Below are 21,233 nucleotides of genomic sequence, written 5' to 3' on the forward strand. Positions count from 1 at the left end.
CCTCGTCCGGTGATGAGCCTGCGCGGCAACGATTCCCGCGCCAGGCACGAGGATCGACGGTACCCGCCGCGCTCGCGGGTTCCCAGGGGTTTTCACCCCGCCACCCCCGAACGCCAGCCGCCGGCGTCCCGCACCGCGACCCCGGAGAGCTCGAGCCGGCCGAGGACGGACTGGACGAGCGGCAGGTCGAGACCCGCCTCGCGCGCCAGCCGCTCCAGGCCGTGGCTCCCCCGGCGCGGCAGGCACTCCGCGACCCGGAGTTCCTCGCGGTCCAGGCCGTCGAAGGCCCGTCGCTCGACGCTCGGCACGGCCACCTCCTCCCGGCCGAGCTCGCCGAGGAGTTCCGCGACCTCGTCGGCGCTGGTGACGCAGACCGCCCCGCGCTCGCGCAGCAACCGGTGGCAGCCCGCCGACGCGGGCGAGGTCACTGGCCCCGGGACGGCCCCGACGGGTCGCATCAGCCGCTCGGCCCGGTCCGCCGTCGAGAGCGCGCCGGAACGCCACGCGGCCTCGACCACGACCGTCCCGCTGGTGAGCGCCGCGATCAGCCGGTTGCGTTCCAGGAACCGCCAGCGCGTCGGGGTGGAACCGGGCGGGACCTCGCTGACGAGGGCACCGCGTTCGGCGAGACGCGCCAGCAACGCGGCGTTGCCCGGCGGGTAGCTGCGGTCCACCCCGCAGGCCAGCACCGCCACGCTCACGCCGTCGACCGCGAGCGCCGCCCGGTGGGCTGCGGCGTCGATCCCGAACGCTCCGCCGCTGACGACGGCGAAGCCCCGGTCGGACACCCCCGCGGCGAGTTCGGAGGTGACGTGCTGGCCGTAGGCGGTGGCGGCGCGGGCGCCGACGAGGGCCGCGCTGCGGGCGGTGACCTCGCGCAGGTGCGCGGGTCCGCGGACCCACAGGCAGAACGGTGCGCCGAGGGGTCGTTCGCCGGTTCCGTCGTGGTCGAGGTCGGCGAGGCGTTGCGGCCACTCGTCGTCGCCGGGGACGAGCAGCCGTCCACCGGCCGCGCGGACGGTGGCGAGGTCGGAGGCGGGGTCGACGTCGGGCAGTCGGGTGCGCCAGCGATCGGGTCCGCGTCCGGTGAGCACGGCCTCGAGCGCGGTGACGGCGCCGACCTCGGCGACGAGGTGCGCGGCGGCCGCGTCACCCGGTTCGGCGAGGCGGCTCCAGGTGGCGCGGGCGAGGCGTTCGTCCGCCAGGGCGGCCCGCAGGACGCTGGGCACGCGACCCGTCGCCGGGAGGGCGTCCTGCCCCGGACCGGGACGGCGGTTCACGCGCCCGCTCCGACGATCAGGGTCCCGCGCAGGGCGAGAGCGCGTCCGACGTCGTCGCGGTCGGGTGCGTCGGCCCCGCGCAGGTCGGCGACGGTCCACGCGACGCGCAGCACCCGGTCGACCCCGCGCAGGGTGAGGACCCCGCGGTCCAGGGCGCGGTCGAGGTCGCAGGTCACGGCGGGGGGCAGCCGCAGGGGGCCCCGCAGCAGCGGGCCGCGCAGTTCGCCGTTGGTGGCGACGTCGTGACGGCGCAGCCGCTCCGCCTGGACGGCGCGCGCGGCGGCGACCCGGGCGGCGACGACGGCACTCGACTCCCCGGGGCGGGCGTCGGCCACCTCGGCCCGGGTGACCGCCTGCACCTGCAACTGCACGTCGACGCGGTCCAGCAGCGGGCCGGAGAGCTTCGCGGCGTAGCGGCGGCGGGCCTGTGAGCTGCACGTGCAGTCCAGGCCCTTGCCGGTGCTGCGCCCGCAGGGACAGGGGTTGGCCGCCAGCACGAGCTGGAACCGGGCGGGGTAGCGGGCGGCACCGCGGGTGCGGTGCAGGACGAGCTCGCCCTGCTCCAGCGGCTGACGCAGGGCGTCGAGGACGCGGGCCTCGAACTCCGGGGCCTCGTCGAGGAAGAGGACCCCGCGGTGGGCACGGGACACCGCACCGGGCCGCGGGATCCCGCTGCCGCCGCCGACGACGGAGGCCACCGACGCCGTGTGGTGGGGGTCCTCGTAGGGCGGGCGGGTGATGAGCGCCGTCCCGGCCCGACCGCGCAGGGTGCCGGCGACGGAGTGCACGGCGGTGACCTCGAGGGCGGCCTCCTCGTCGAGGTCGGGCAGCAGCCCCGGCAGACGGGCCGCGAGCATCGTCTTGCCCGCTCCCGGGGGACCGTTCATCAGCAGGTGGTGGGCGCCGGCCGCGGCGACCTCCAGCCCGAACCGCGCCTCGGGCTGGCCGACGACGTCGGCGAGGTCGAAGACGCCCCCGGGACGTCGCGGTGCGGGCGGCGTGAACGCCCGCGGCGCGTCCGGGAGTTCCACGGCCGGGTCGCCGCGGTAGTCGGCGACGAGTTCGGCCAGCCACCGGACCCCGCGGACGCTGATCCCGGGGACGAGGGCGGCCTCCTCGGCCGTGGCCTCGGGGACGACGACGCGCTTGACCCCGGCGCGGGCGGCGGCGAGCACCGCGGGCAGCACGCCGTCGACGGCGCGGACGCTGCCGTCCAGGCCGAGTTCCCCGAGGTGGACGACCTCGGCGGAGGGTTCCGGCGGCAGGACTCCGGCCGCGGTGAGCGTCGCCACCGCGACGGCGAGGTCGAACCCGCTGCCGGTCTTGGGCAGCGTCGCCGGTGAGAGGTTGACGGTGATCCGTTGCTGGGGCAGCGGGAACCCGGAGTTCGCCGCGGCCGCGCGGACGCGGTCCTTGGCCTCGTGCAGCGACGCGTCGGGCAACCCCACGAGCACGAAGGCCGGCAGCCCGGTGGAGATGTCGGCCTCGACCTCGACGAGGTGGCCGTCGAGGCCGACCAGGCCCACGGCGAGGGAGCGCGCGAGGGCCATCAGAACACCCCGCGGACGTGCTGGACCCGGGCCGGTCCCCGCGGCGGCAGGGTGACCGCGACGACGTCGAGGCGCACCTGCCCCGGGTGGACGCCGGGGTGGGCCTTGAGCCACTCCCCCACGAGGCCGCGCAGGCGGGCGACCTTGTCGGGGGTGACGGCCTCCAGGGCCGTGCCGGCGCTCTCGCTGCGGCGGGTCTTGACCTCGCACACGACGAGGCAGTCCCCGTCCCGCGCCACCAGGTCGATCTCACCGAGCCGGCACCGCCAGTTGCTCTCGAGGACCGTCATCCCGGCCTCGGTCAACCGCCGGGCGGCCACCCGTTCCCCGTACTGCCCCACGGCGTCCTTCGCGCGCACGTGCACCACCTCCGGCGAGAAGGGTGCGTGCCGGGGAGGGCGGGCGTGGGCCGGGCAGGACGCCGGTGTGGACAACGTCGGCGCGGGGCGTCCTGTGGAGACGGCGACGTCAGCGACCGCCGCGTCGGGAGCTGGGACGCGCCCCGACGACCCCCCGGCAGCGGAGCGCGTCCCGCCGGTCCATCGGCACCGGCGGCAGAAGTGTTACGGATCGGACCATCCACCGCGCGGATGGGTGGTCCCGTGCCTCAGCGGTCGCGCAGCTCCGGGGTGTCCGGCACCTCGATGTCGCGCTTCTGCAGCTCCTCGACGTTGACGTCCTTGAACGTCACCACCCGCACGTCGCGCACGAACCGGGCCGGACGGTAGACGTCCCACACCCACGCGTCGTGCAGGGTGACCTCGAAGTACGTCTCGCCGTCGGCCGTCCGCACCTGCAGGTCGACCGAGTTCGCGAGGTAGAAGCGACGTTCGGTCTCGACCACGTAGGAGAAGAGCGACACGACGTCCCGGTACTCGCGGTAGAGCTGAAGCTCCATCTCGGTCTCGTAGTTCTCGAGGTCCTCGGCGCTCACGGGACCATCATGCCTTCCGCGACAGCGTGGTGTCGGAGGTGAGGTCCGAGAGCGCGTCCTGCGCGTCGGCCTGCGCGGGCACGGCGGCCCCGAGACCGGGCAGGCGCCAGCTCCGGCGGTGCTGCTCGCAGCTGCCGTGGACGACGAGCGCCTCGAGGTGGTCCGGTGCGCTGTAGCCCTTGTTGCCGGCCCAGCCGTAGTGCGGGAAGTCCTCGTGGCGCGCGGTCATCATCGCGTCGCGGGTCGTCTTGGCCAGCACGCTGGCCCCGGCCACGGCCGCGCACGACACGTCGGCCTTGATGCGGGTGGTCACGGGTGGCGCCGCGCAGGGCAGCAGCGTGGACGGGCCCTCGAGCTCGTCGAAGAGCGACGGGTCGCGGGGGTCGCTCAGCCAGTCGTGGTTGCCGTCGAGGATCACCAGGTCCGGCAGCACCGGCAGCTGGGCCAGCGCCCGGCGCCCGGCGAGGCGCAGGGCGGAGATGATGCCGATGGCGTCGATCTCGTCCGGCTCGGCGTGCCCGACGGCCGAGGCGACCGCCCAGCGGGCGACCTTGGGGGCCAGGACCTCGCGGACGGCGGGGCTGAGCAGCTTGGAGTCGCGCAGCCCGGTCGGTGCGGTGCGCGTCTGCGCGTCGACCACGAGCACCCCGACGCTGACCGGCCCGGCCAGCGAACCGCGGCCCACCTCGTCCATCCCGGCGACGAGCGTGCGTCCCTCGCGCAGGAACTGACGCTCCAGGCGCAGCGACGGCGGGACCGAGGGCGAGGGCCGGCGCGGCCGGGGCGCGGTGGGGCTCACGTCGTCCCCCGCTCGCCGCTGACCTGGTCGAAGTCCGACGGGGTGGACAGCCACGTCCAGTGCGAGAGGGGCCAGACGACGGCGTACGCGCGGCCGACGACGAGGTCGATCGGCACGAAGCCGTCGTAGGGCTTGTCCTGGTTGTAGCGGGAGTCGGCCGACTCGGCGCGGTTGTCCCCCATCACCCACAGGTCACCGGCGGGCACGGTGACGTCGCACGTGGTCTCCAGCGGCGACGTCGAGGACACGTACGGCTCCTCGACCGCGGTCCCGTTGACCGTGACGGTGCCGTCGGGGGCGCACACCACGCGGTCCCCGGGCAGGCCGACGACCCGCTTGATGAGGTGGTCGTCGGACTCCTCGGGGAGCAGGCCGACGAACGTCAGGGCCTTCGCGACGGCGGTGCCGACCGGCCCGCGCGGGGTGGGGGCCGTCTCGCTCAGCCAGCCCCCGGGGTCGGCGAAGACCACGACGTCACCGCGGTGCAGGTCGAAGGGCCCCGGGGTCAGCTTGCTGACGATGACCCGGTCGCCGATGTCGAGGGTCGCCTCCATCGACTGCGAGGGGATGAAGAAGGCCTGCAGCAGGAAGGTCTTGACGACGAGGGAGACCACGAGGGCCACCACCACGACCAGGACGACCTCCTTGACCGCGGCGAGCACCCCACCGACCGCGGAACGCCGCGGCGGGGTCCGCACGGACCTCGTCGTCCCCTCCTCGGCGTCGCGTTCCCCGGTCACCGGGCGCTCACCCGCTCGACCGTGCCGAGGGAGCCGAACGGCCAGGTGACCGCGACCACGCGCCCGATGACGTCGTCGACGGAGACCGTCCCGCCGCCGGGCGAGCCGAGGTGCGAGCGGGAGTCGACGGAGTCGCTGCGGTGGTCACCCATCAACCACAGCCTGCCCTCGGGGACCTCGATGTCGAAGGGGAGCTCGCTGGGCGCGTCCCCCGGGTAGAGGTACGGCTCCTCGAGGGGCACACCGTTGACCAGCAGCCGACCCTGCGCGTCGCAGCAGGTGATGCGGTCCCCCGGCAGCCCGATGACGCGTTTGACGTAGTCGGACTCCCCGGGCCGGAACCCGAGCAGCCCCGCGGCGGCCGCGCCGACGGCGGCCAGGCCCTCGGGGTCGGCCGGGGCGTCGTCGAAGGTCCCGGTGCCGTCGAAGACGACGACGTCGCCGCGCTGGACGTCCGCCGCGTCGACGCGCCAGACCAGAACCCGTTCCCCCGGTTCGAGGGTGGACCGCATCGAGTCGGAGGGGATCGAGAACGTCTGCACCAGGAACGTGCGCACCAGCAGGACGAGCAGCAGGGCGATGGCCAGCACGAGGACGGCCCGACCTCCCCGGGAGCGCTGCCGCCCGCTCGTCTGGGGCGGCTGGGTGGTCGTCACGGAACTCCTGCCTGGCGGGGTCGTCACCGCGGGTCGCAGGGGTCAGCGAGGCGGCTGGGCGATTGTAGTCAGCCGTGACGGGGCCCCGCCCCGAACGACACGAGCCGGGCCCCGCGAGAGCGGGACCCGGCTCGGGTGCTTGCTGCTGAGGTCAGCCGCGGGGCTCGCGACGTTCCTTGATCTTAGCGGCCTTGCCGCGCAGGTCGCGCAGGTAGTAGAGCTTGGCGCGCTTCACGTCACCGCGGGTCACGACCTCGATCTTGTCGATGATCGGGGTGTGCAGCGGGAACGTGCGCTCCACGCCGACGCCGAAGCTGACCTTGCGGACGGTGAAGGCCTCACGGATGCCGCCGCCGGTGCGACGGATGACGATGCCCTTGAAGACCTGGACGCGGGAGCGGTTGCCCTCGACGACCTTGACGTGGACGTTGAGGGTGTCGCCGGCGCGGAAGTCCGGGACGTCGGTGCGCAGGCTGGCCGCGTCGACGTTGTCGAGCAGGTTCATGGTGGTACTCACTTCCCCTGGTGACGCCACAGGTCATCGCTACAGGCATCTGGTCCCGTGACGGGTGCTCCGGCGGGGCTCGCCCCCTGTGGCAGGCGCACCCTCCGCTGCCCGAGGGCAGCAGTCACCGGCCGTCACGGCTCGTTGGTGTAGACCCAGTCTGCCACAGCGGCGGGCTCGACCTGGAATCCGTGATCGCCGGGGGTCCAGCCGAGCTCGGCGAGGACGGCGAGGTCGCGCCGGTCGCAGTGCGCGGGGTCGAGGCGGGCCAGCACATCGGGACGGCGGGTCGCGGTGCGGCGCAGGGCCTGCTCGCGTCGCCAGCGGTCGACCGCGCCGTGGTTGCCGCCCGCCAGGACCGCGGGCACGTCCAGCCCCCGCCACGAGGCGGGTTTGGTGTAGGCGGGGTGCTCCAGCAGCCCGTCGTGCTCGGGGGCGTGGCTCTCCTCGGTCAGGCTGGCGGCGTTGCCGATGACTCCGGGCAGCAGCCGGGCCACGGCCTCGGTGATCGCCAGGACGGCGACCTCGCCACCGTTGAGGACGTAGTCGCCCAGGGAGACCTCGCGGACCCGGATGCGGGTGCCGTAGTGCTCCACGACCCGCGCGTCGATGCCCTCGTAGCGGCCGCAGGCGAAGACGAGCCACGGCTCGGCGGCGAGCTCGACGGCCGCGCGCTGGCTGAACACCTCCCCCACCGGTGAGGGGACGACGAGGACGGGTCCGCGCGGGTCGGCGCCCTCCGGCGGGTCGGCGAGGATCGCGTCGAGCGCCTCGCCCCACGGCTCGGGCTTCATCAGCAGACCGGCGCCACCGCCGTAGGGCGGTGCGTCGACGGTGCGGTGCCGGTCGTGGGTGTGCTCGCGCAGGTCGTGGACCCGGACGTCGAGCAGACCCTCCGCCTGCGCCTTGCCGATGAGGGACAGCTGCAGCGGCTGCAGGTACTCCCCGAAGATCGTGACGACGTCGAGCCTCACTCCTCGGGCTCCCCCGGGAGCTCGACGAACAACCCGCCCGGCGGCGACAGCAGGACCTTGCCGCGCTTCACGTCGACCCTGGGGACGAGCGCGGTGACGAAGGGGACGAGGACGTCACGGCCGTCGGTCCCGGTGATGACGAGGACGTCCTGCGCACCGCCGGTGAGCAGGTCCTTGACCGTGCCCAGCGGGGTGCCGGTCATGGTCACCGCGGCGAGACCCTGCAACTGGTGGGGGTACCAGGCGTCGTCCTCGGGGTCCGCCTCGTCCTCGAGGTCCACGACGAGACGGGTGTTGCGCAGAGCCTCCGACCCGGTCCGGCCCTCGACCTCGGCGAAGGTGAGCAGCAGGGTGCCGTTGTGCCAGCGCGCGGTCGCGACCGTCAGCGGCCCGCGGTCGGGGTCCGTGCGCAGGACCGCACCGGGCGCGAACCGGGTGTCCGGGTCGTCGGTGCGGACCTCGACGGTCACCTCACCGCGGACACCGTGCGGCCGCCCGATGCGGGCGACGACGTACTCCACGTCTGCTCCTGACTCGTGGGAAGACTCCGGGGAACTCGGGGGAAAGCAGCAGCGCCGGGGTCGCCCAAGGCGACCCCGGCGCTGCGGGTGGTGCTCAGCTCAGCGCTTGTCCACGTCGACGAGGTCGACGCGGACCGGCTTGCCGCCGGCCAGCGCACCGATGACGGTGCGCAGGGCCTTGGCCGTCCGACCGGCCCGGCCGATGACCCGGCCGAGGTCGTCGGGGTGCACGCGAACTTCGAGCAACGCACCGCGAGACAACGTCTTCGACGTCACCTTCACGTCGTCCGGGTGCCCGACGATGCCGCGCACCAGGTGCTCGAGAGCGTCCGCGAGCACGGGCTCAGGACTCTTCGGCCGGGGTCTCGGCAGCGGCGGCGGGCGCCTCGGCCGGGGTCTCGACGACCTTCGCGGTACCGCCGCCGGGGATGCGCGGGGGCTTCGTGTTCGGGGTCGGGACGCGGTAGGTGCCCTCGGCGCCCGGCAGGCCCTTGAACTTCTGCCAGTCACCAGTGACCTTGAGCAGCGCCGCGACCTGCTCGGTCGGCTGGGCGCCGACGCTGAGCCAGTACTGGACGCGCTCGGACTTGATCTCGATGGTCGAGGGGTCGGTCATCGGGTTGTACAGCCCGATCTCCTCGATCGAGCGACCGTCGCGCTTGTTGCGCGAGTCGGCGATGACGACGCGGTAGAACGGCGCGCGGATCTGGCCCATGCGCTTGAGGCGAATCTTGACAGCCACGGTGTGGGGTGTCTCCCGGTTCTGGTGTGTTGAGCGGAACCCCTCGGTGTGGGGACGCCGAGCGGTGCAACTCATGGACGCGTAGGTCCCGGGTGAGAGGGTCCCTGGACGAACGAGTGCACCGCCATTGTGCCAGAGGTCAGGCGACGAGCCGACCGCGCAGCACGACCCGCGACCGGCGCAGCACCCCGAGGTCGGTCCGCGGGTCCCCCTCCAGCACCAGGAGGTCGGCGCTCGCGCCCTCGACGAGGGAGTCGTGCCCGAGCCAGGACCGGGCCGACCACGTCGCCGCGTCCAGCGCCGCGGTCCGCGACAACCCGGCCGCGACGAGCTCGTGAAGTTCGTCGACGATCAGCCCGTGCGGCAGGACGCTGCCCGCGTCGGTCCCGGCGAAGAGCGGCACCCCCGCCTCGTGCAGCGCGGCGACGTTGTCGTGGCGACGGGCGTGCAGCGCACGTATGTGGGCCGCGTAGCGGGGGAACTTCTCGGCCCCGCGGTCGGCGATCCCGGGGAACGTCGCGATGTTCACCAACGTCGGCACCACGGCCACCCCGGCGGCCGCGACCCGGCCCAGGAGATCCGGCGGGAGCCCCGTCCCGTGCTCGATCCCGTCGACCCCCGCGTCGAGCAGGTCCTCGACGCCGTCCGCACCGAACTGGTGGACCGTCACCCGCGCGCCCAGCGCGTGGGCGGCGGCGACCCCCGCGGCCAGCACGTCGGCCGGCCAGCAGGGCGCGAGGTCACCCGTCGAACGGTCGATCCAGTCCCCAACGAGCTTGACCCAGCCGTCGCCGCGCCGCGCCTCGACCCGCACGTGCTCGACGAGGTCCTCGGGTTCGATCTCGTGGGCCAGCCCGCGCAGGTAGCGGCGGGTGCGGGCCAGGTGCCGACCGGCGCGGACGATGCGCGGCAGGTCCTCGCGGTCGTCGATCCAGCGGGTCTCCGACGCCGAGCCGGCGTCGCGCAGCAGCAGCGCGCCGACGGCCCGGTCGGCGAGGGCCTGGGCTTCGCTGACCTCGTCGGGAACCTGCCCGTGCGGCCCGATCCCGACGTGGCAGTGCGCGTCGACCATCCCGGGGAGGACCCACCCACGCACGGTCGTCGCGACCCCGGAGGGCTTCGAGAACGTCAGCCGGCCCCCCACGACCCACGCCTGTCCGACCACCTCGTCCGGGCCGATGAGGATCGGCCCGGTGAGGTGGAGGGTCACTGGCCGAGGTACTTGTCGAACCCCTTCGGCAGGTTCAGGTCGGCGGGGTCGAAGCCCTTCTCCGGATCCGGTGTCCCGAACGCGGACCCGGGCACGCTGACCGCCTTGGTGGCGGCCTCCTGCTCCTGCTGGGCGCGCTTGGCGGGGTTGCCGCTCTTGCCCTTCTTGCCCTTGGCCGCGGCGACGCGGGCCTTCTGCTTCTTGGAGGCGCCACCGCCACCCATGCCCGGCATCCCGGGGATGCCCGTCCCGCCGGCCATGCCGTTGCGCAGCGAGCGCATCATCTTCTGCGCCTGGCCGAACCGTTCGAGCATGTCGTTGACCGAGGAGGTCGTCTGCCCGCACCCGGCGGCCACACGGGCGCGACGCGAACCGTTCATGATCTTCGGCTGACGTCGTTCCAACGGGGTCATCGAGCGCACCATCGCCTCGATGCGGTCGAACTCGCGCTCGTCGAAGGCGTCGAGCTGCTGACGCATCTGCGCCATCCCCGGCAGCATGCCGAGCATCTTCTTCAGCGACCCCATGTTGCGGACCGCGTTGAGCTGCTGGAGGAAGTCGTCGAGGGTGAAGTCCTCGTCGGCGGCGAACTTGGCAGCCATCGCCTGCGCCTGGTCGGCGTCGAAGGCCTTCTCGGCCTGCTCGATGAGGCTGAGGACGTCACCCATGTCCAGGATGCGCGAGGCCATCCGGTCGGGGTGGAACATCTCGAAGTCGTCGAGCTTCTCGCCGGTGGAGGCGAACATGACGGGCTGGCCGGTGACCTGACGCACCGACAGCGCGGCACCACCGCGGGCGTCACCGTCGAGCTTGGTGAGCACGACCCCGTCGAAGCCGACCCCGTCGCGGAACGCCTCGGCGGTGGCGACGGCGTCCTGGCCGACCATCGCGTCGAGGACGAATAGGACCTCGTCGGGGTTGACCGCGGCCCGGATGTCGATGGCCTGCTGCATCATCTCGGCGTCCACACCGGTGCGGCCCGCGGTGTCGACGACGACCACGTCGTAGTGGTGGTGGTTCGCGTGCTCGAGCCCCTGGCGGGCCACCGAGACCGGGTCGCCGACGCCGTTGCCGGGTTCGGGCGCGAAGACGTCCACGCCCGCGCGCTCACCGGTGATCTGGAGCTGGTTGACGGCGTTGGGGCGCTGCAGGTCGCAGGCCACGAGCAGCGGGCGGTTGCCGTTCTGCTTGAGGTAGCGACCGAGCTTGCCGGCCAGCGTCGTCTTCCCCGCGCCCTGCAGCCCCGCGAGCATGATCACGGTGGGCGGGTTCTTGGAGAACCGCAGCCGGCGCGTCTCGCCGCCGAGGATGGCGATGAGCTCCTCGTTGACGATCTTGACGACCTGCTGGGCCGGGTTGAGGTTCTGCTGCACCTCCAGGCCGAGGGCGCGTTCGCGGATGCGGGAGGTGAACTCCCGCACGACGGGCAGCGCGACGTCGGCGTCGAGCAGCGCCCGGCGGATCTCCCGCACGGTCGCGTCGACGTCGGCCTCGGTGAGGCGCCCCTTGCCGCGCAGCGACTTGAACGTGGCGGTGAGACGGTCGGAGAGCGTGGCGAACACGCCCACAGCTTAACGGTCGGATCTAGCCCGGGACCTCCGCCGCGTCGGACAGCGCCCGGATCGCCATGGCCACCCGCGGCGGCGAGAGCCGCTCGCCGGAGGCCTCGGCCAGGTAGAGCACGTCGACGGCCTGCGCGGCGTAGGTCGCGACGTGGGCGGAACGGATGTCGATCTGCTCCTCCGCCAGCGCCCGCCCGAGGGCGTGCAGCAGTCCGGGCCGGTCCGCGGCCCGGATCTCCAGCACCGTGGCCCGTTCGGAGGCACCGGGGAGGATCACGATCCGCGGGTGCGCGACGAGCGAACGCACCCCGCCGGCCGGTTTCGGGGTCTGCGCGTCGCGGGCGGCGAGCCGGTCCAGGAGGGTGACGTCCCCGCCGACGATCCGGTCCAGGCTCTGGCGCAGCAGGACCGCCGACGGCGGGTCACCGCTGGGCGACTCCACCCACCAGGAGTCCACGGCCACGCCCTCCAGTGTCCGCACCAGCGCCGAGCGGACGAGGAAGCGGTGCCCGGCGAGCAGACCGGCGAGGTCGGCGAAGACCCCCGTCCGGTCCGGGGTGACGACGGTGACGACGAAGAACCCGTCGACCTCGCGCACGGTGACCCGGGTCTCCCCGTCGCGCGCGACGGCGGCGGCGAGCGCCTGCTCGGCCTCGTCGAAGGGCGCCGGACCGGGCGCCTCCTCCCCCGAGAGGCTCTTGCGGGCGCGGGCGACGAGGTCGTCGACGAGGCGGGCCCGCCAGGGCGACCACGCCGCGGGGCCCGCGGCCCGCGCGTCGGCCTCGGTGAGCGCCCGCAGCAGCTTGAGGGTCTCGGCCTTGCCGTCGACGGCGGCCACGAGGGCCGCGACGGTCTGCGGGTCGTCGGGGTCGCGTCGGGTGGAGAGGTCGACGAGCGTGAGGTGCTCGGCGACGAGCCGCTCGACGACGGCGGCGTCCTCGGCGTCGAGCCCGACGCGTTCGGCGACGGCCCGGGCCAGCGGCGCGCCGCGGCGGGAGTGGTCCTGGACCCCGGGCAGCTTGCCGAGGTCGTGGGTGAGCGCCGCGAGCAGCAGCAGGTCGGGTCGCTCGACCTCGCGCAGGAAGGGCTGGGCGTTGACCGCGGTCTCGATGAGGTGGCGGTCGACGGTCCAGCGGTGGACGGCGTTGCGCTGCGGGCGGTTGCGGATCGCCGTCCACTGCGGGATCCACGCCTCGACGAGCCCGACCATGTCGAGCGACTCCCACACCGGCACCTGCGCGGACCCGGCGGCGAGCAGTTCGAGCATCGCCTCCCGGGCCGAGGCCGGCCACGGGAGCGGCAGCGGCGGGCAGGTGGTGACGAGGTGCTCCAGCGTCACCGGGGACAGCGGCAGCCCGACGCGGACGGCGGTCGCGGCGGCGCGCAGCGGCAGGACGGCGTCGTCGGCGGGGCTGACCCCGGCGCCGAGGACGACCTCGCCGTCGTGCTCGACGAGTCCGTGGCCCAGCGAACGCAGCCGGGGACGTCGACCGGTGGCCCGGAAGCGTCGGGTCGGCATGGACTGGCGGGCCCGGCGGGTCGTGACGTCGACGGCCGCGGAGATGGTCCGGGCGGCCTGCGCGACGGCGGCCAGCAGCAGGTCGGCGTCGGCGTAGCCGCAGACGACGGCGGTGGCGTCCTGCTCGGGCAGGATCAGCCGGTCGCCGGGGCGACCCGAGGAGGTCTGCAGTCCGTCGCGGATGTCGAGCAGGACGGTGTGGGCCTCGTCGACCGCGCCGTGCGGGCGGTCGGTGAGCCAGCTGGCGGCCAGCGCGCGCAGGGTGATCGCGTCGCGCAGACCACCGCGGGCCTCCTTGAGGTCCGGTTCGAGGAGGTAGGCGAGCTCACCGAAGCGCGCGGCGCGTTCGGCGAGGCCGTCGAGGATCTGGGGCAGGCGCCGGCGGGCGCCGCCACGCCAGTCGTCGAGCAGGTGCCCGCGGGTGCGGGCCACGAGTCCGCCGTCACCGGCGATGACGCGCAGGTCGAGCAGGCCGGTGCCGGCGGCGAGGTCCGCGGCGGCGACCTCGCGGCACTCCTTGGCGGTGCGCACGGAGTGGTCCAGGCGCAGCCCCTGGTCCCACAGCGGGTACCAGACGCGGTCCGCGAGGGCGGCCACGTCGCCCCGCGGGAGGCGCCGGCCGTCGTGCAGCAGCACGAGGTCGACGTCGCTGGCGGGGCCGCAGTCGCCCCGGGCCAGCGAACCGACGCAGGCCAGGGCGACCCCGGAGGAGTCGTCGAGCAGTTCGGGCGCGTCCTGGGCCAGGGGGGCCAGGGCGTCCGCCCACACGTCGCGCAACCGGGACTCCACGAGCTCGACGAGCTCGGCGCGACGGTGCGGGCCGGGTCTGCCCGCCCGCACCGCCAGCGCGAGTCGCTCGGTGCGCAGGTCGGCGCTAACGCCGACCTGCCCGAGACGGGTTCATCAGGTGGTTCCTCCGTGCCGCTGGGTCAGGGGTCAGAGCGCGTCGGGGCCGTGTTCGCCGGTGCGCACGCGCACGACGTCCTCGACGTGCTGGGTCCAGACCTTGCCGTCACCGATGCGCCCGGTCTGGGCGCTCTTGACGACGACCTCCACGATGTCGGCGATGTCGACGTCGTCCACGAGGACCTCGACGCGGACCTTGGGCACGAGGTCGACGGTGTACTCGGCCCCGCGGTAGACCTCGGTGTGACCCCGCTGGCGGCCGAACCCGGACGCCTCCGAGATCGTGAGGCCCTGGATCCCGTAGGACTCCAACGCGGCCTTCACGTCGTCGAGCTTGTGGGGCTTGATGATGGCGGTCAGGAGCTTCATGCGGAGACCTCCGAGGATCCGGTGGAGGAGTGGCGGGCGTCGGTGGGGCTGGAGGGCGAGCCGATGACCCGGCCACCTCCCGCGGTGAGGGTGCCCCAGTCGTAGGCGGACTCGGCGTGGACGACGGTGTCGATGCCCGTGACCTCGTCCTCCTCGTCGATGCGGAAGCCCATCGTCTTGTTGATCACCGTACCGATGATCATGGTCATGACGAACGAGAAGACCATGACCGCGAGCGCCGCCACGACCTGCTTGCCCAGCAGGGTGGCCCCGCCGCCGTAGAAGAGCCCGTCCTGAGCGGCCGGGGCGTCCGCGGTGGCGAACAGGCCGATGGAGATCGTGCCCCAGAGCCCGCCGACGAGGTGGACACCGACGACGTCGAGGGAGTCGTCGTAGCCGAGCTTGAACTTCAGGCCGACGGCCAGGGCGCAGAGCGCACCGGCGATGACGCCGACGACGATCGAGGTGACCGGGTTGAGCGCGGAACAGGCCGGGGTGATGGCGACGAGGCCGGCGACGGCACCCGAGGCCCCACCGAGGGAGGTCGCGTGACCGTCGCGGACCTTCTCGGTGAGCAGCCAGCCGAGGATGGCGGCGGAGGTGGCGGCAAGGGTGTTGACCCACGCGACCGCCGCGGTGCCGTTGGCCGCGGTGGCCGACCCGGCGTTGAAGCCGAACCAGCCGAACCAGAGCAGACCGGCGCCGAGCATGACCAGGGGCAGGTTGTGCGGGCGCATCGGGTCGCGACCGAACCCGCGGCGCTTGCCGAGGACGATGGCGAGGGCCAGGCCCGCGGCACCGGCGTTGATGTGGATGGCGGTACCACCGGCGAAGTCGATGACTCCCCAGCCGGCGATGATGCCGCCGACCTCGGAGACGACGCCGTCGAAGGCGAACACCCAGTGCGCGACGGGGAAGTAGACGATCGTGGCCCAGACCCCGGCGAAGACCATCCAGGCGCCGAACTTGGCGCGGTCGGCGATCGCCCCCGAGATCAGGGCGACGGCGATGATGGCGAAGACGGACTGGAAGGCGACGAAGGCCATGGCCGGCAGGGTGCCGACGAGGTGGTCGGCGCCGAGGAGGCCGTTGAGGCCGAAGTACTCGAACGGGTCACCGAGCAGGCCGCCGCCGACGTCGTTGCCGAAGGCCATCGAGAAGCCGTAGAGCACCCAGAGGACCCCGATCAGGGCCATGGCGCCGAAGCTCATCATCATCATGTTCAGGACGCTCTTCGCGCGGACCATGCCGCCGTAGAAGAGCGCGAGACCGGGGGTCATCAGCAGCACGAGGGCCGCGGACGTGAGGACCCAGGCGGTGTCACCGGTATCCATGGGCAACAAGGCCTTCCACGAGGCCGGCGGAGCCGGCGGGGAGCAGGGACGGCCGCTTCGCAGCGGCTGGGAGCGGCTCCACCGTGACGTTCCCGCGTTACAGACCTTCGCGCGTCGTGTTTCGGGCACGTGACGAGGGCGGTGCCGGTGTGAACATCGCGTTACGCGGACGTCCCCGGTCGCCCCTCGTCACCCCACCGTGACCGCGCTGTCACCGGTTCACGATCAGGACAGGATCGCGTCCACGAACGCCTCGGGGTCGAAGGGCGCGAGGTCGTCCGCACCCTCCCCCAGCCCGATGAGCTTGACCGGCACGTCGAGCGAGCGCTGGACCGCGACGACGATGCCGCCCTTGGCGGTCCCGTCCAGCTTGGTCAGCACGATGCCCGTGACGTCGACGACCTCGGAGAACACCGCCGCCTGGCGCAGGCCGTTCTGCCCGGTGGTCGCGTCGAGGACGAGCAGGACCTCGTCGACCGGTCCGTGCCGCTCGACGACGCGCTTGACCTTCCCGAGCTCGTCCATCAGCCCGACCTTGTTCTGCAGTCGGCCGGCGGTGTCGACGATCACCACGTCCGCCTCGGTGTCGATGCCCTGCTTGACGGCGTCGAAGGCGACGGAGGCGGGGTCGGCGCCGTCCTTGTCCGAGCGCACGGTCGGGACCCCGACGCGGTCGCCCCACGTCGCGAGCTGCTCGGCCGCGGCGGCGCGGAAGGTGTCGGCGGCGCCGAGGACGACGTCCTTGTCCTCGGCGACGAGCACGCGGGCGAGCTTGCCGACGGTGGTCGTCTTCCCGGTGCCGTTGACGCCCACGACCATGATCACGGCCGGGCGGCCGTCGTGCCGGGTGGTCTTGAGGCTGCGGTCGACGTCGGTGCCCACGGCCTTCAGCAGTTCCGCGCGCAGCATCTCGCGCAGCGCGGCGGGTTCGCGGGTGCCGAGCACCTTCACGCGCTCGCGCAGGGCGTCGACGATCTCCGTCGTCGGGCCGAAGCCGATGTCGGCGACCAGGAGGGTCTCCTCGACCTCTTCCCAGGTCGCCTCGTCCAGGGTGTCGCGCGAGAGCAGCGCCAGCAGCCCCTGGCCGAGGGCGGAGTTGGAACGGGAGAGGCGTTCGCGCAGACGGACGAGTCGGCCGAGGGCCGGCTCGGGCGACTCGACGAGCGGTCCCTCGGGGAGGTCGACGGTGTCGACCGCGCGGGAGGGGGAGTCCCGCGGGAACTCGGCGTCGTCACCGACCCCGGGGAGCGGTTCGTCCTCGTCCAGGCCCGGCTGGCGGCCGGGGCGCGGCGGGAGCGAGCGTCGCCGGCTGCGCGGACGGACGAGGCCCACGACCGCCCCCACGCCCCCGAGGGCGATGACGACGACCAGGCCGATGATGACTTCCCAGGTGTCCACGAGCGTCGATCCTCCCAGACGCCGGGGCCACCACCCGTCAGCGCGCTCGGGCCGTGCGGCGTTCCTCGCCCTGGTGGCGGCGCTGGGCCTCCAGCCGTTCGGCGACCCGGGCGGCGACGCGTTCCCGGTGGTGGCGCACGACGGGCAGCACGCGACCCGCCCAGGCGTCGATGCGGGCGATGAGCCGGCTCCCGCGTCGGCGCATCGTCGGCGCGGCCACCGAGAGCAGCACCACGAGAGCGAGCCCCACGGTCAGGGCGAACGTCACGAGCAGAGTCGTCACCACGAGAGCACCACCACCCGGATCTTCACCCGCCCAGCGTGCCCCGTGCGTCAAGCCCGCACCACTCCACGCGCGCAACGTTGCCGCCCCGTGACCAGATGCTCACCGGGGCGTCACCGGACGGAGACCTGGGCGGGTGCGGGCTCGCGCATCCGCTGACTGACCACGGTGCTGATCCCGTCGCCACGCATGGTCACGCCGTACAGGGCGTCGGCGATCTGCATCGTCCGCTTCTGGTGGGTGATGATGATCAGCTGGCTGGAGGCTCGCAGTTCCTCGAAGAGCGTGATGAGCCGCGAGAGGTTCGCGTCGTCGAGCGCGGCCTCCACCTCGTCGAGGACGTAGAAGGGGCTGGGGCGCGCCCGGAAGATCGAGACCAGCATCGCGACCGCGGCGAGCGAGCGCTCACCCCCGGAGAGCAGCGACAACCGCTTGACCTTCTTGCCGGCCGGGCGGGCCTCGACCTCGATGCCGGTGGTCAGCATGTTCGAGGGGTCGGTGAGGACCAAGCGGCCCTCACCCCCGGGGAAGAGGCGGGGGAACACCTGCTCGTACTGCTCGGCGACCTCGGCGAAGGCCTCGGAGAAGACGCGTTCGACGCGTTCGTCGACCTCCTTGACGATGTCGAGCAGGTCCTTGCGCGAGTTCTTGAGGTCGTCGGACTGGGTGACGAGGAACTGGTGGCGTTCCTCCATCGCCGCGTACTCCTCGAGCGCGAGCGGATTGACCTGCCCGAGCTGGGAGAGCGCGCGTTCGGCGCTGCGGCGGCGCTTCTCCTGCTCGGAACGGACGTAGGGGCGCGGTGCGGGTTCCGTCTCGGGTTCGGGGTCCCCCGGGGCCGGCGCCGACGGCGGGACGAGCTGGTCGGGGCCGAACTCCTGCACGAGGACGTCGGGGTCGGTGCCGAGCTCCTCCAGCGAGCGCTGGCGCAGCTGGTCGATCTTCCAGCGCTGCTGGGCGCGGGCGACCTCGTCGGCGTGGCGGGAGTCACCCAGCCGCTGCTGCTCGTCCTTCAGCGACCCGACGGTCCGCCGGGCGCCGGTGACCTCCTCCTCGAACCTCGCCCGCGCGGCCTCCGCGGCGGCGCGCAGCGTCGCGGCCTCGGCGGCGGAGGTCTCCCAGATCACCAGCGCCCTGGCCGCCCCCTCGCGCACACGGGTGGCGACGCGGGACTGCTCGGCGCGCTGGGCACGGCGGGCGGCGGCGCGTTCGCGGGCCGCGACCTCCTCCCTGGCCTGCCGTTCGAGGCCGTCGGCCCGCCCGGCCAGCGCGCGGGCGCGTTCCTCGGTGGTGCGCAGGGTGAGGCGGGCCTCGGTCTCCGTCGCGCCGAACCCGCGGGCGACCTCGGCGAGGCGGTCGCGTTCGTCGGTGGTGACGTCACCGTCGTCCTCCGGGGCCGCCGAGGCGGCCTCGAAGCGTTCGGTGAGCTCGGCGAGCCCGGCCCGGTCGCCCGCGAGGCGTTCGACGACCTGCGCCCGCGTCGCGCGGAGGCGGTCCGCTTCCGCCGCAGCCGATCGCACGGCGGAGCCGAGCTGGCCCAGTTGTTCCGCGACCGCGTTCATCCGGGCGTCGGAGTCGTGCAGGCGGTCCAGGGTGGCCTCGACCCGTTCGGTCGCGGTGCCCCGGTCGCGCTGCGCCTGCTGGAGCGCGAACTGCGCCCGCTGGGCGCGGTGCTCGGCGGCCGAGAGCGCGTCGGTCGCCTCGTCGACGGCGGCCTGGACCTGCAGCAGGCTCGGGGCCGACCGCGACCCCCCGGCGGCGAGGTGCGCGCCCAGGACGTCGCCGTCGCGGGTGACGGCGACGAGATCGGGGCGGGACTCCGCGACCCGTTGCGCCGCAGCGAGGTCGTCGACGACGACGACGTCGCCGAGCAGCCGGACCAGCGCGGGGTGCAGGTCGGCCGGCGCGGTGACCAGGGTCATCGCGGGTTCCGCACCCGGCACCGTCACGGCGTCCCAGTCGGACGAACCGGCGGAGGCGACGAGCATCCCGGCCCGGCCGGCGTCGTCGTCCTTGAGGTGGGCGATGGCCCGTGCCGCGTCCGCGGGGGTCGAGACGGCGACGGCGTCGGCGGCGGACCCGAGGGCCGCCGAGATCGCCTGCTCGTAGCCGTTGCGGACGCCCAGCAGCGCGGCGACCGAGCCCAGCACCCCGGAGACGGCCGACCCGGCGGCGAGCAGCGCCCCGGTCCCGTCCTTTCGGGAGAGCCCGATCTCGAGCGCCTCCTTGCGGGCCGCCCAGGTCGCCCGCTCGCGTTCGGCGGCCGACAGCTCCGTGCGGGCGCTCTCGTGCGCGGCCTCCGCAGCTTCCAACTGCTCGGCGGCGCGCTCGTACTCGGCGTCGAGACCCTCCTCGCCCTCCTCGACCCCGGCGACCTGGGTCTCCAGCGTCGCGAACTCGGTCTGGGCGCGTTCGCGGCGCCGCTCCGCGTCGGCGAGGGAGCCGGAGAGCCGTTCCAGCTCGGACTCGGCGGCCTCGACGCGGCTGGTGCGGGCGGCGACCTGCCCGCCGAGGCGGGCCAGTCCCTCCCGGCGGTCGGCGGCGGCGCGCAGGGCGGCTGCGACCCGCTGGTCCTCGGCCCGCGCGGCCGCGTCGGCCTCGGCCCGGGCGGCGAGGACCACGTCGAGCGCGGCGCGGTGGGTGGCCACCTGCGCGGTGAGCTCGGTCTCCTCGGCCCGGACGCGGTCGGCGGAGGCCTGCAGCTCCTCCGGGTCGCGCCGTCCGGTCTGCTCCTCGGGTTCGTTCGCGAGCAGCCGGAGTCGTTCCGCCGCCAGCGCCTGCACCCCCCTGAGCCGTTCCGCGAGCGACTGCAGCCGGTGGTGGGTCTCGACGGCGCGCGCGAGGTCCGGCGCGGCGGCCGCGGCGGCCTCCTCGGCGGCGTCGAGGCGCTGCGCCGCCTCGGTCAGGTCGGCCTCGACCTGGGCCTGGCGCGCCTTCAGCGCCGCCTCGTCCTGTTCGTCGCGCCGCAGCGAACTGCTCGCCTGCACGATGTCGTCCGCCAGCAGCCGCAGCCGCGAGTCGCGCAGGTCCGCCTGCACGACCTGGGCCCGCCGCGCCGCCTCGGCCTGACGCCCCAGCGGCTTCAGCTGACGACGGATCTCGCTCACGAGGTCGGCCACGCGCGTGAGGTTGGCCTCCATGGCGTCGAGCTTGCGCAACGCCTTCTCCTTGCGACGGCGGTGCTTGAGGACCCCCGCGGCCTCCTCGATGAAGGCGCGGCGTTCCTCCGGCGAGGCGTGCAGGACCCCGTCGATCTGGCCCTGGCCGACGATGACGTGCATCTCGCGACCGATGCCGGAGTCGGAGAGCAGCTCCTGGACGTCGAGGAGACGGCAGGTCTGGCCGTTGATCGCGTACTCGGAACCGCCCGTGCGGAACATCGTCCGGGTGATCGTGACCTCGGCGAACTCGATCGGCAACGCCCCGTCGCTGTTGTCGATCGTCAGGCTGACCTCGGCGCGGCCGAGGGCGGAGCGCCCCTCCGGGCCGGTCGTGCCGGCGAAGATGACGTCCTCCATCTTCCCGCCGCGCAGGCTCTTCGCGCTGGACTCCCCCATCACCCAGGTCAGGGCGTCCAGCACGTTGGACTTCCCCGACCCGTTCGGGCCGACCACGCAGGTGATCCCCGGCTGCAGTCGCAGCGTCGTCGCGGAGGCGAACGACTTGAACCCCTTGAGGGTGAGGGTCTTCAGGTGCACAGGGCAGGAGCCTAACGAGGTGGGCCCCGTGATCCGCGCAGGCGAACGTCGCGCGCGGCGGACCTGCCGATGGTCATCACGACCCGGAATGACCGAAACCACGACACGCTCGGTACTCGATGCGTGACCGGGTGCCGATGTAGAACGGTGGAACACCCTCGGACACCGTGCACTCCCGGAAGGACCTCTGTGCCGACCCGCCCCACCGGCGAGCAGCGAACCAGCCGCCTCACCCGCAGTCCCCGCCCCGCCT

20 protein-coding genes are annotated in these 21,233 nt (G+C 73.8%); all 20 read right to left on the reverse strand.

Annotated features, from left to right (window positions below):
• Positions 1–92: 92 nt before the first annotated feature.
• The gene (dprA, locus tag AC0I8G_RS24265) at positions 93–1,280 is read right to left on the reverse strand and encodes a DNA-processing protein DprA (RefSeq protein ID WP_471732239.1); all 1,188 of its coding nucleotides are present in this window, start codon (positions 1,278–1,280) and stop codon (positions 93–95) included.
• A complete protein-coding gene (locus AC0I8G_RS24270) occupies positions 1,277–2,830 on the reverse strand; it encodes a YifB family Mg chelatase-like AAA ATPase (RefSeq protein WP_471732240.1) in 1,554 nt (517 codons plus the stop codon). The genes dprA and AC0I8G_RS24270 overlap by 4 nt, the downstream gene beginning before the upstream one ends.
• Positions 2,830–3,189, reverse strand: coding sequence for a YraN family protein (locus tag AC0I8G_RS24275; RefSeq protein ID WP_471732241.1), 360 nt, complete (start codon positions 3,187–3,189; stop codon positions 2,830–2,832). The genes AC0I8G_RS24270 and AC0I8G_RS24275 overlap by 1 nt, the downstream gene beginning before the upstream one ends.
• A 248-nt stretch (positions 3,190–3,437) precedes the next feature.
• Entirely contained in the window at positions 3,438–3,764 is a 327-nt protein-coding gene (locus tag AC0I8G_RS24280; protein ID WP_011981967.1) for a DUF2469 domain-containing protein, read from the reverse strand.
• A gap of 7 nt (positions 3,765–3,771) precedes the next feature.
• Positions 3,772–4,563, reverse strand: coding sequence for a ribonuclease HII (locus AC0I8G_RS24285; protein WP_471732242.1), 792 nt, complete (start codon positions 4,561–4,563; stop codon positions 3,772–3,774).
• On the reverse strand, positions 4,560–5,303 hold the full coding sequence (gene lepB / locus AC0I8G_RS24290; RefSeq protein WP_471732243.1) for a signal peptidase I: 744 nt from the start codon (positions 5,301–5,303) through the stop codon (positions 4,560–4,562). Before lepB (AC0I8G_RS24290) ends, AC0I8G_RS24285 begins: the two co-directional genes overlap by 4 nt.
• Positions 5,300–5,959 (reverse strand): signal peptidase I, encoded by a 660-nt coding sequence (lepB, locus tag AC0I8G_RS24295; RefSeq protein ID WP_471732244.1) that lies wholly within the window; start codon positions 5,957–5,959, stop codon positions 5,300–5,302. The genes lepB (AC0I8G_RS24290) and lepB (AC0I8G_RS24295) overlap by 4 nt, the downstream gene beginning before the upstream one ends.
• 151 nt (positions 5,960–6,110) lie before the next feature.
• Positions 6,111–6,464, reverse strand: coding sequence for a 50S ribosomal protein L19 (gene rplS, locus AC0I8G_RS24300; protein WP_011981971.1), 354 nt, complete (start codon positions 6,462–6,464; stop codon positions 6,111–6,113).
• Positions 6,465–6,598: 134 nt separating this feature from the next.
• Positions 6,599–7,438 (reverse strand): tRNA (guanosine(37)-N1)-methyltransferase TrmD, encoded by an 840-nt coding sequence (gene trmD / locus AC0I8G_RS24305; protein ID WP_471732245.1) that lies wholly within the window; start codon positions 7,436–7,438, stop codon positions 6,599–6,601.
• On the reverse strand, positions 7,435–7,959 hold the full coding sequence (rimM, locus tag AC0I8G_RS24310) for a ribosome maturation factor RimM (protein ID WP_471732246.1): 525 nt from the start codon (positions 7,957–7,959) through the stop codon (positions 7,435–7,437). Before rimM ends, trmD begins: the two co-directional genes overlap by 4 nt.
• Before the next feature lie 99 nt (positions 7,960–8,058).
• The gene (locus tag AC0I8G_RS24315; protein ID WP_328292070.1) at positions 8,059–8,298 is read right to left on the reverse strand and encodes an RNA-binding protein; all 240 of its coding nucleotides are present in this window, start codon (positions 8,296–8,298) and stop codon (positions 8,059–8,061) included.
• 4 nt (positions 8,299–8,302) lie between these two features.
• Entirely contained in the window at positions 8,303–8,701 is a 399-nt protein-coding gene (gene rpsP, locus AC0I8G_RS24320; RefSeq protein WP_328292071.1) for a 30S ribosomal protein S16, read from the reverse strand.
• 139 nt (positions 8,702–8,840) lie between these two features.
• On the reverse strand, positions 8,841–9,911 hold the full coding sequence (locus AC0I8G_RS24325; protein ID WP_471732247.1) for an amidohydrolase family protein: 1,071 nt from the start codon (positions 9,909–9,911) through the stop codon (positions 8,841–8,843).
• Entirely contained in the window at positions 9,908–11,473 is a 1,566-nt protein-coding gene (ffh, locus tag AC0I8G_RS24330) for a signal recognition particle protein (protein WP_471732248.1), read from the reverse strand. Before ffh ends, AC0I8G_RS24325 begins: the two co-directional genes overlap by 4 nt.
• 22 nt (positions 11,474–11,495) lie before the next feature.
• A complete protein-coding gene (locus AC0I8G_RS24335; RefSeq protein ID WP_471732254.1) occupies positions 11,496–13,859 on the reverse strand; it encodes a [protein-PII] uridylyltransferase in 2,364 nt (787 codons plus the stop codon).
• Between the two features lie 69 nt (positions 13,860–13,928).
• Complete coding sequence (locus AC0I8G_RS24340) at positions 13,929–14,267, reverse strand: P-II family nitrogen regulator (protein WP_328292074.1); 339 nt, start codon at positions 14,265–14,267, stop codon at positions 13,929–13,931.
• On the reverse strand, positions 14,264–15,601 hold the full coding sequence (locus AC0I8G_RS24345; protein WP_471732249.1) for an ammonium transporter: 1,338 nt from the start codon (positions 15,599–15,601) through the stop codon (positions 14,264–14,266). Before AC0I8G_RS24345 ends, AC0I8G_RS24340 begins: the two co-directional genes overlap by 4 nt.
• Positions 15,602–15,826: 225 nt before the next feature.
• Entirely contained in the window at positions 15,827–16,999 is a 1,173-nt protein-coding gene (ftsY, locus tag AC0I8G_RS24350; RefSeq protein WP_471732250.1) for a signal recognition particle-docking protein FtsY, read from the reverse strand.
• A gap of 37 nt (positions 17,000–17,036) precedes the next feature.
• On the reverse strand, positions 17,037–17,282 hold the full coding sequence (locus tag AC0I8G_RS24355; RefSeq protein ID WP_471732251.1) for a hypothetical protein: 246 nt from the start codon (positions 17,280–17,282) through the stop codon (positions 17,037–17,039).
• A 113-nt stretch (positions 17,283–17,395) separates the two neighbouring features.
• Positions 17,396–20,980, reverse strand: a complete 3,585-nt coding sequence (gene smc, locus AC0I8G_RS24360; protein ID WP_471732252.1) for a chromosome segregation protein SMC — start codon at positions 20,978–20,980, stop codon at positions 17,396–17,398.
• Between the last annotated feature and the right edge of the window lie 253 nt (positions 20,981–21,233).

It is taken from the genome of Kineococcus sp. AC630 (assembly GCF_979255925.1).

Coding starts and splice junctions, on each gene's coding strand:
- AC0I8G_RS24340 (WP_328292074.1), bottom strand. CDS start 14,267: ATGAAGCTCCTGACCGCCATCATCAAGCCCCACAAGCTCGACGACGTG.
- AC0I8G_RS24270 (WP_471732240.1), bottom strand. CDS start 2,830: ATGGCCCTCGCGCGCTCCCTCGCCGTGGGCCTGGTCGGCCTCGACGGC.
- rplS (WP_011981971.1), bottom strand. CDS start 6,464: ATGAACCTGCTCGACAACGTCGACGCGGCCAGCCTGCGCACCGACGTC.
- AC0I8G_RS24345 (WP_471732249.1), bottom strand. CDS start 15,601: ATGGATACCGGTGACACCGCCTGGGTCCTCACGTCCGCGGCCCTCGTG.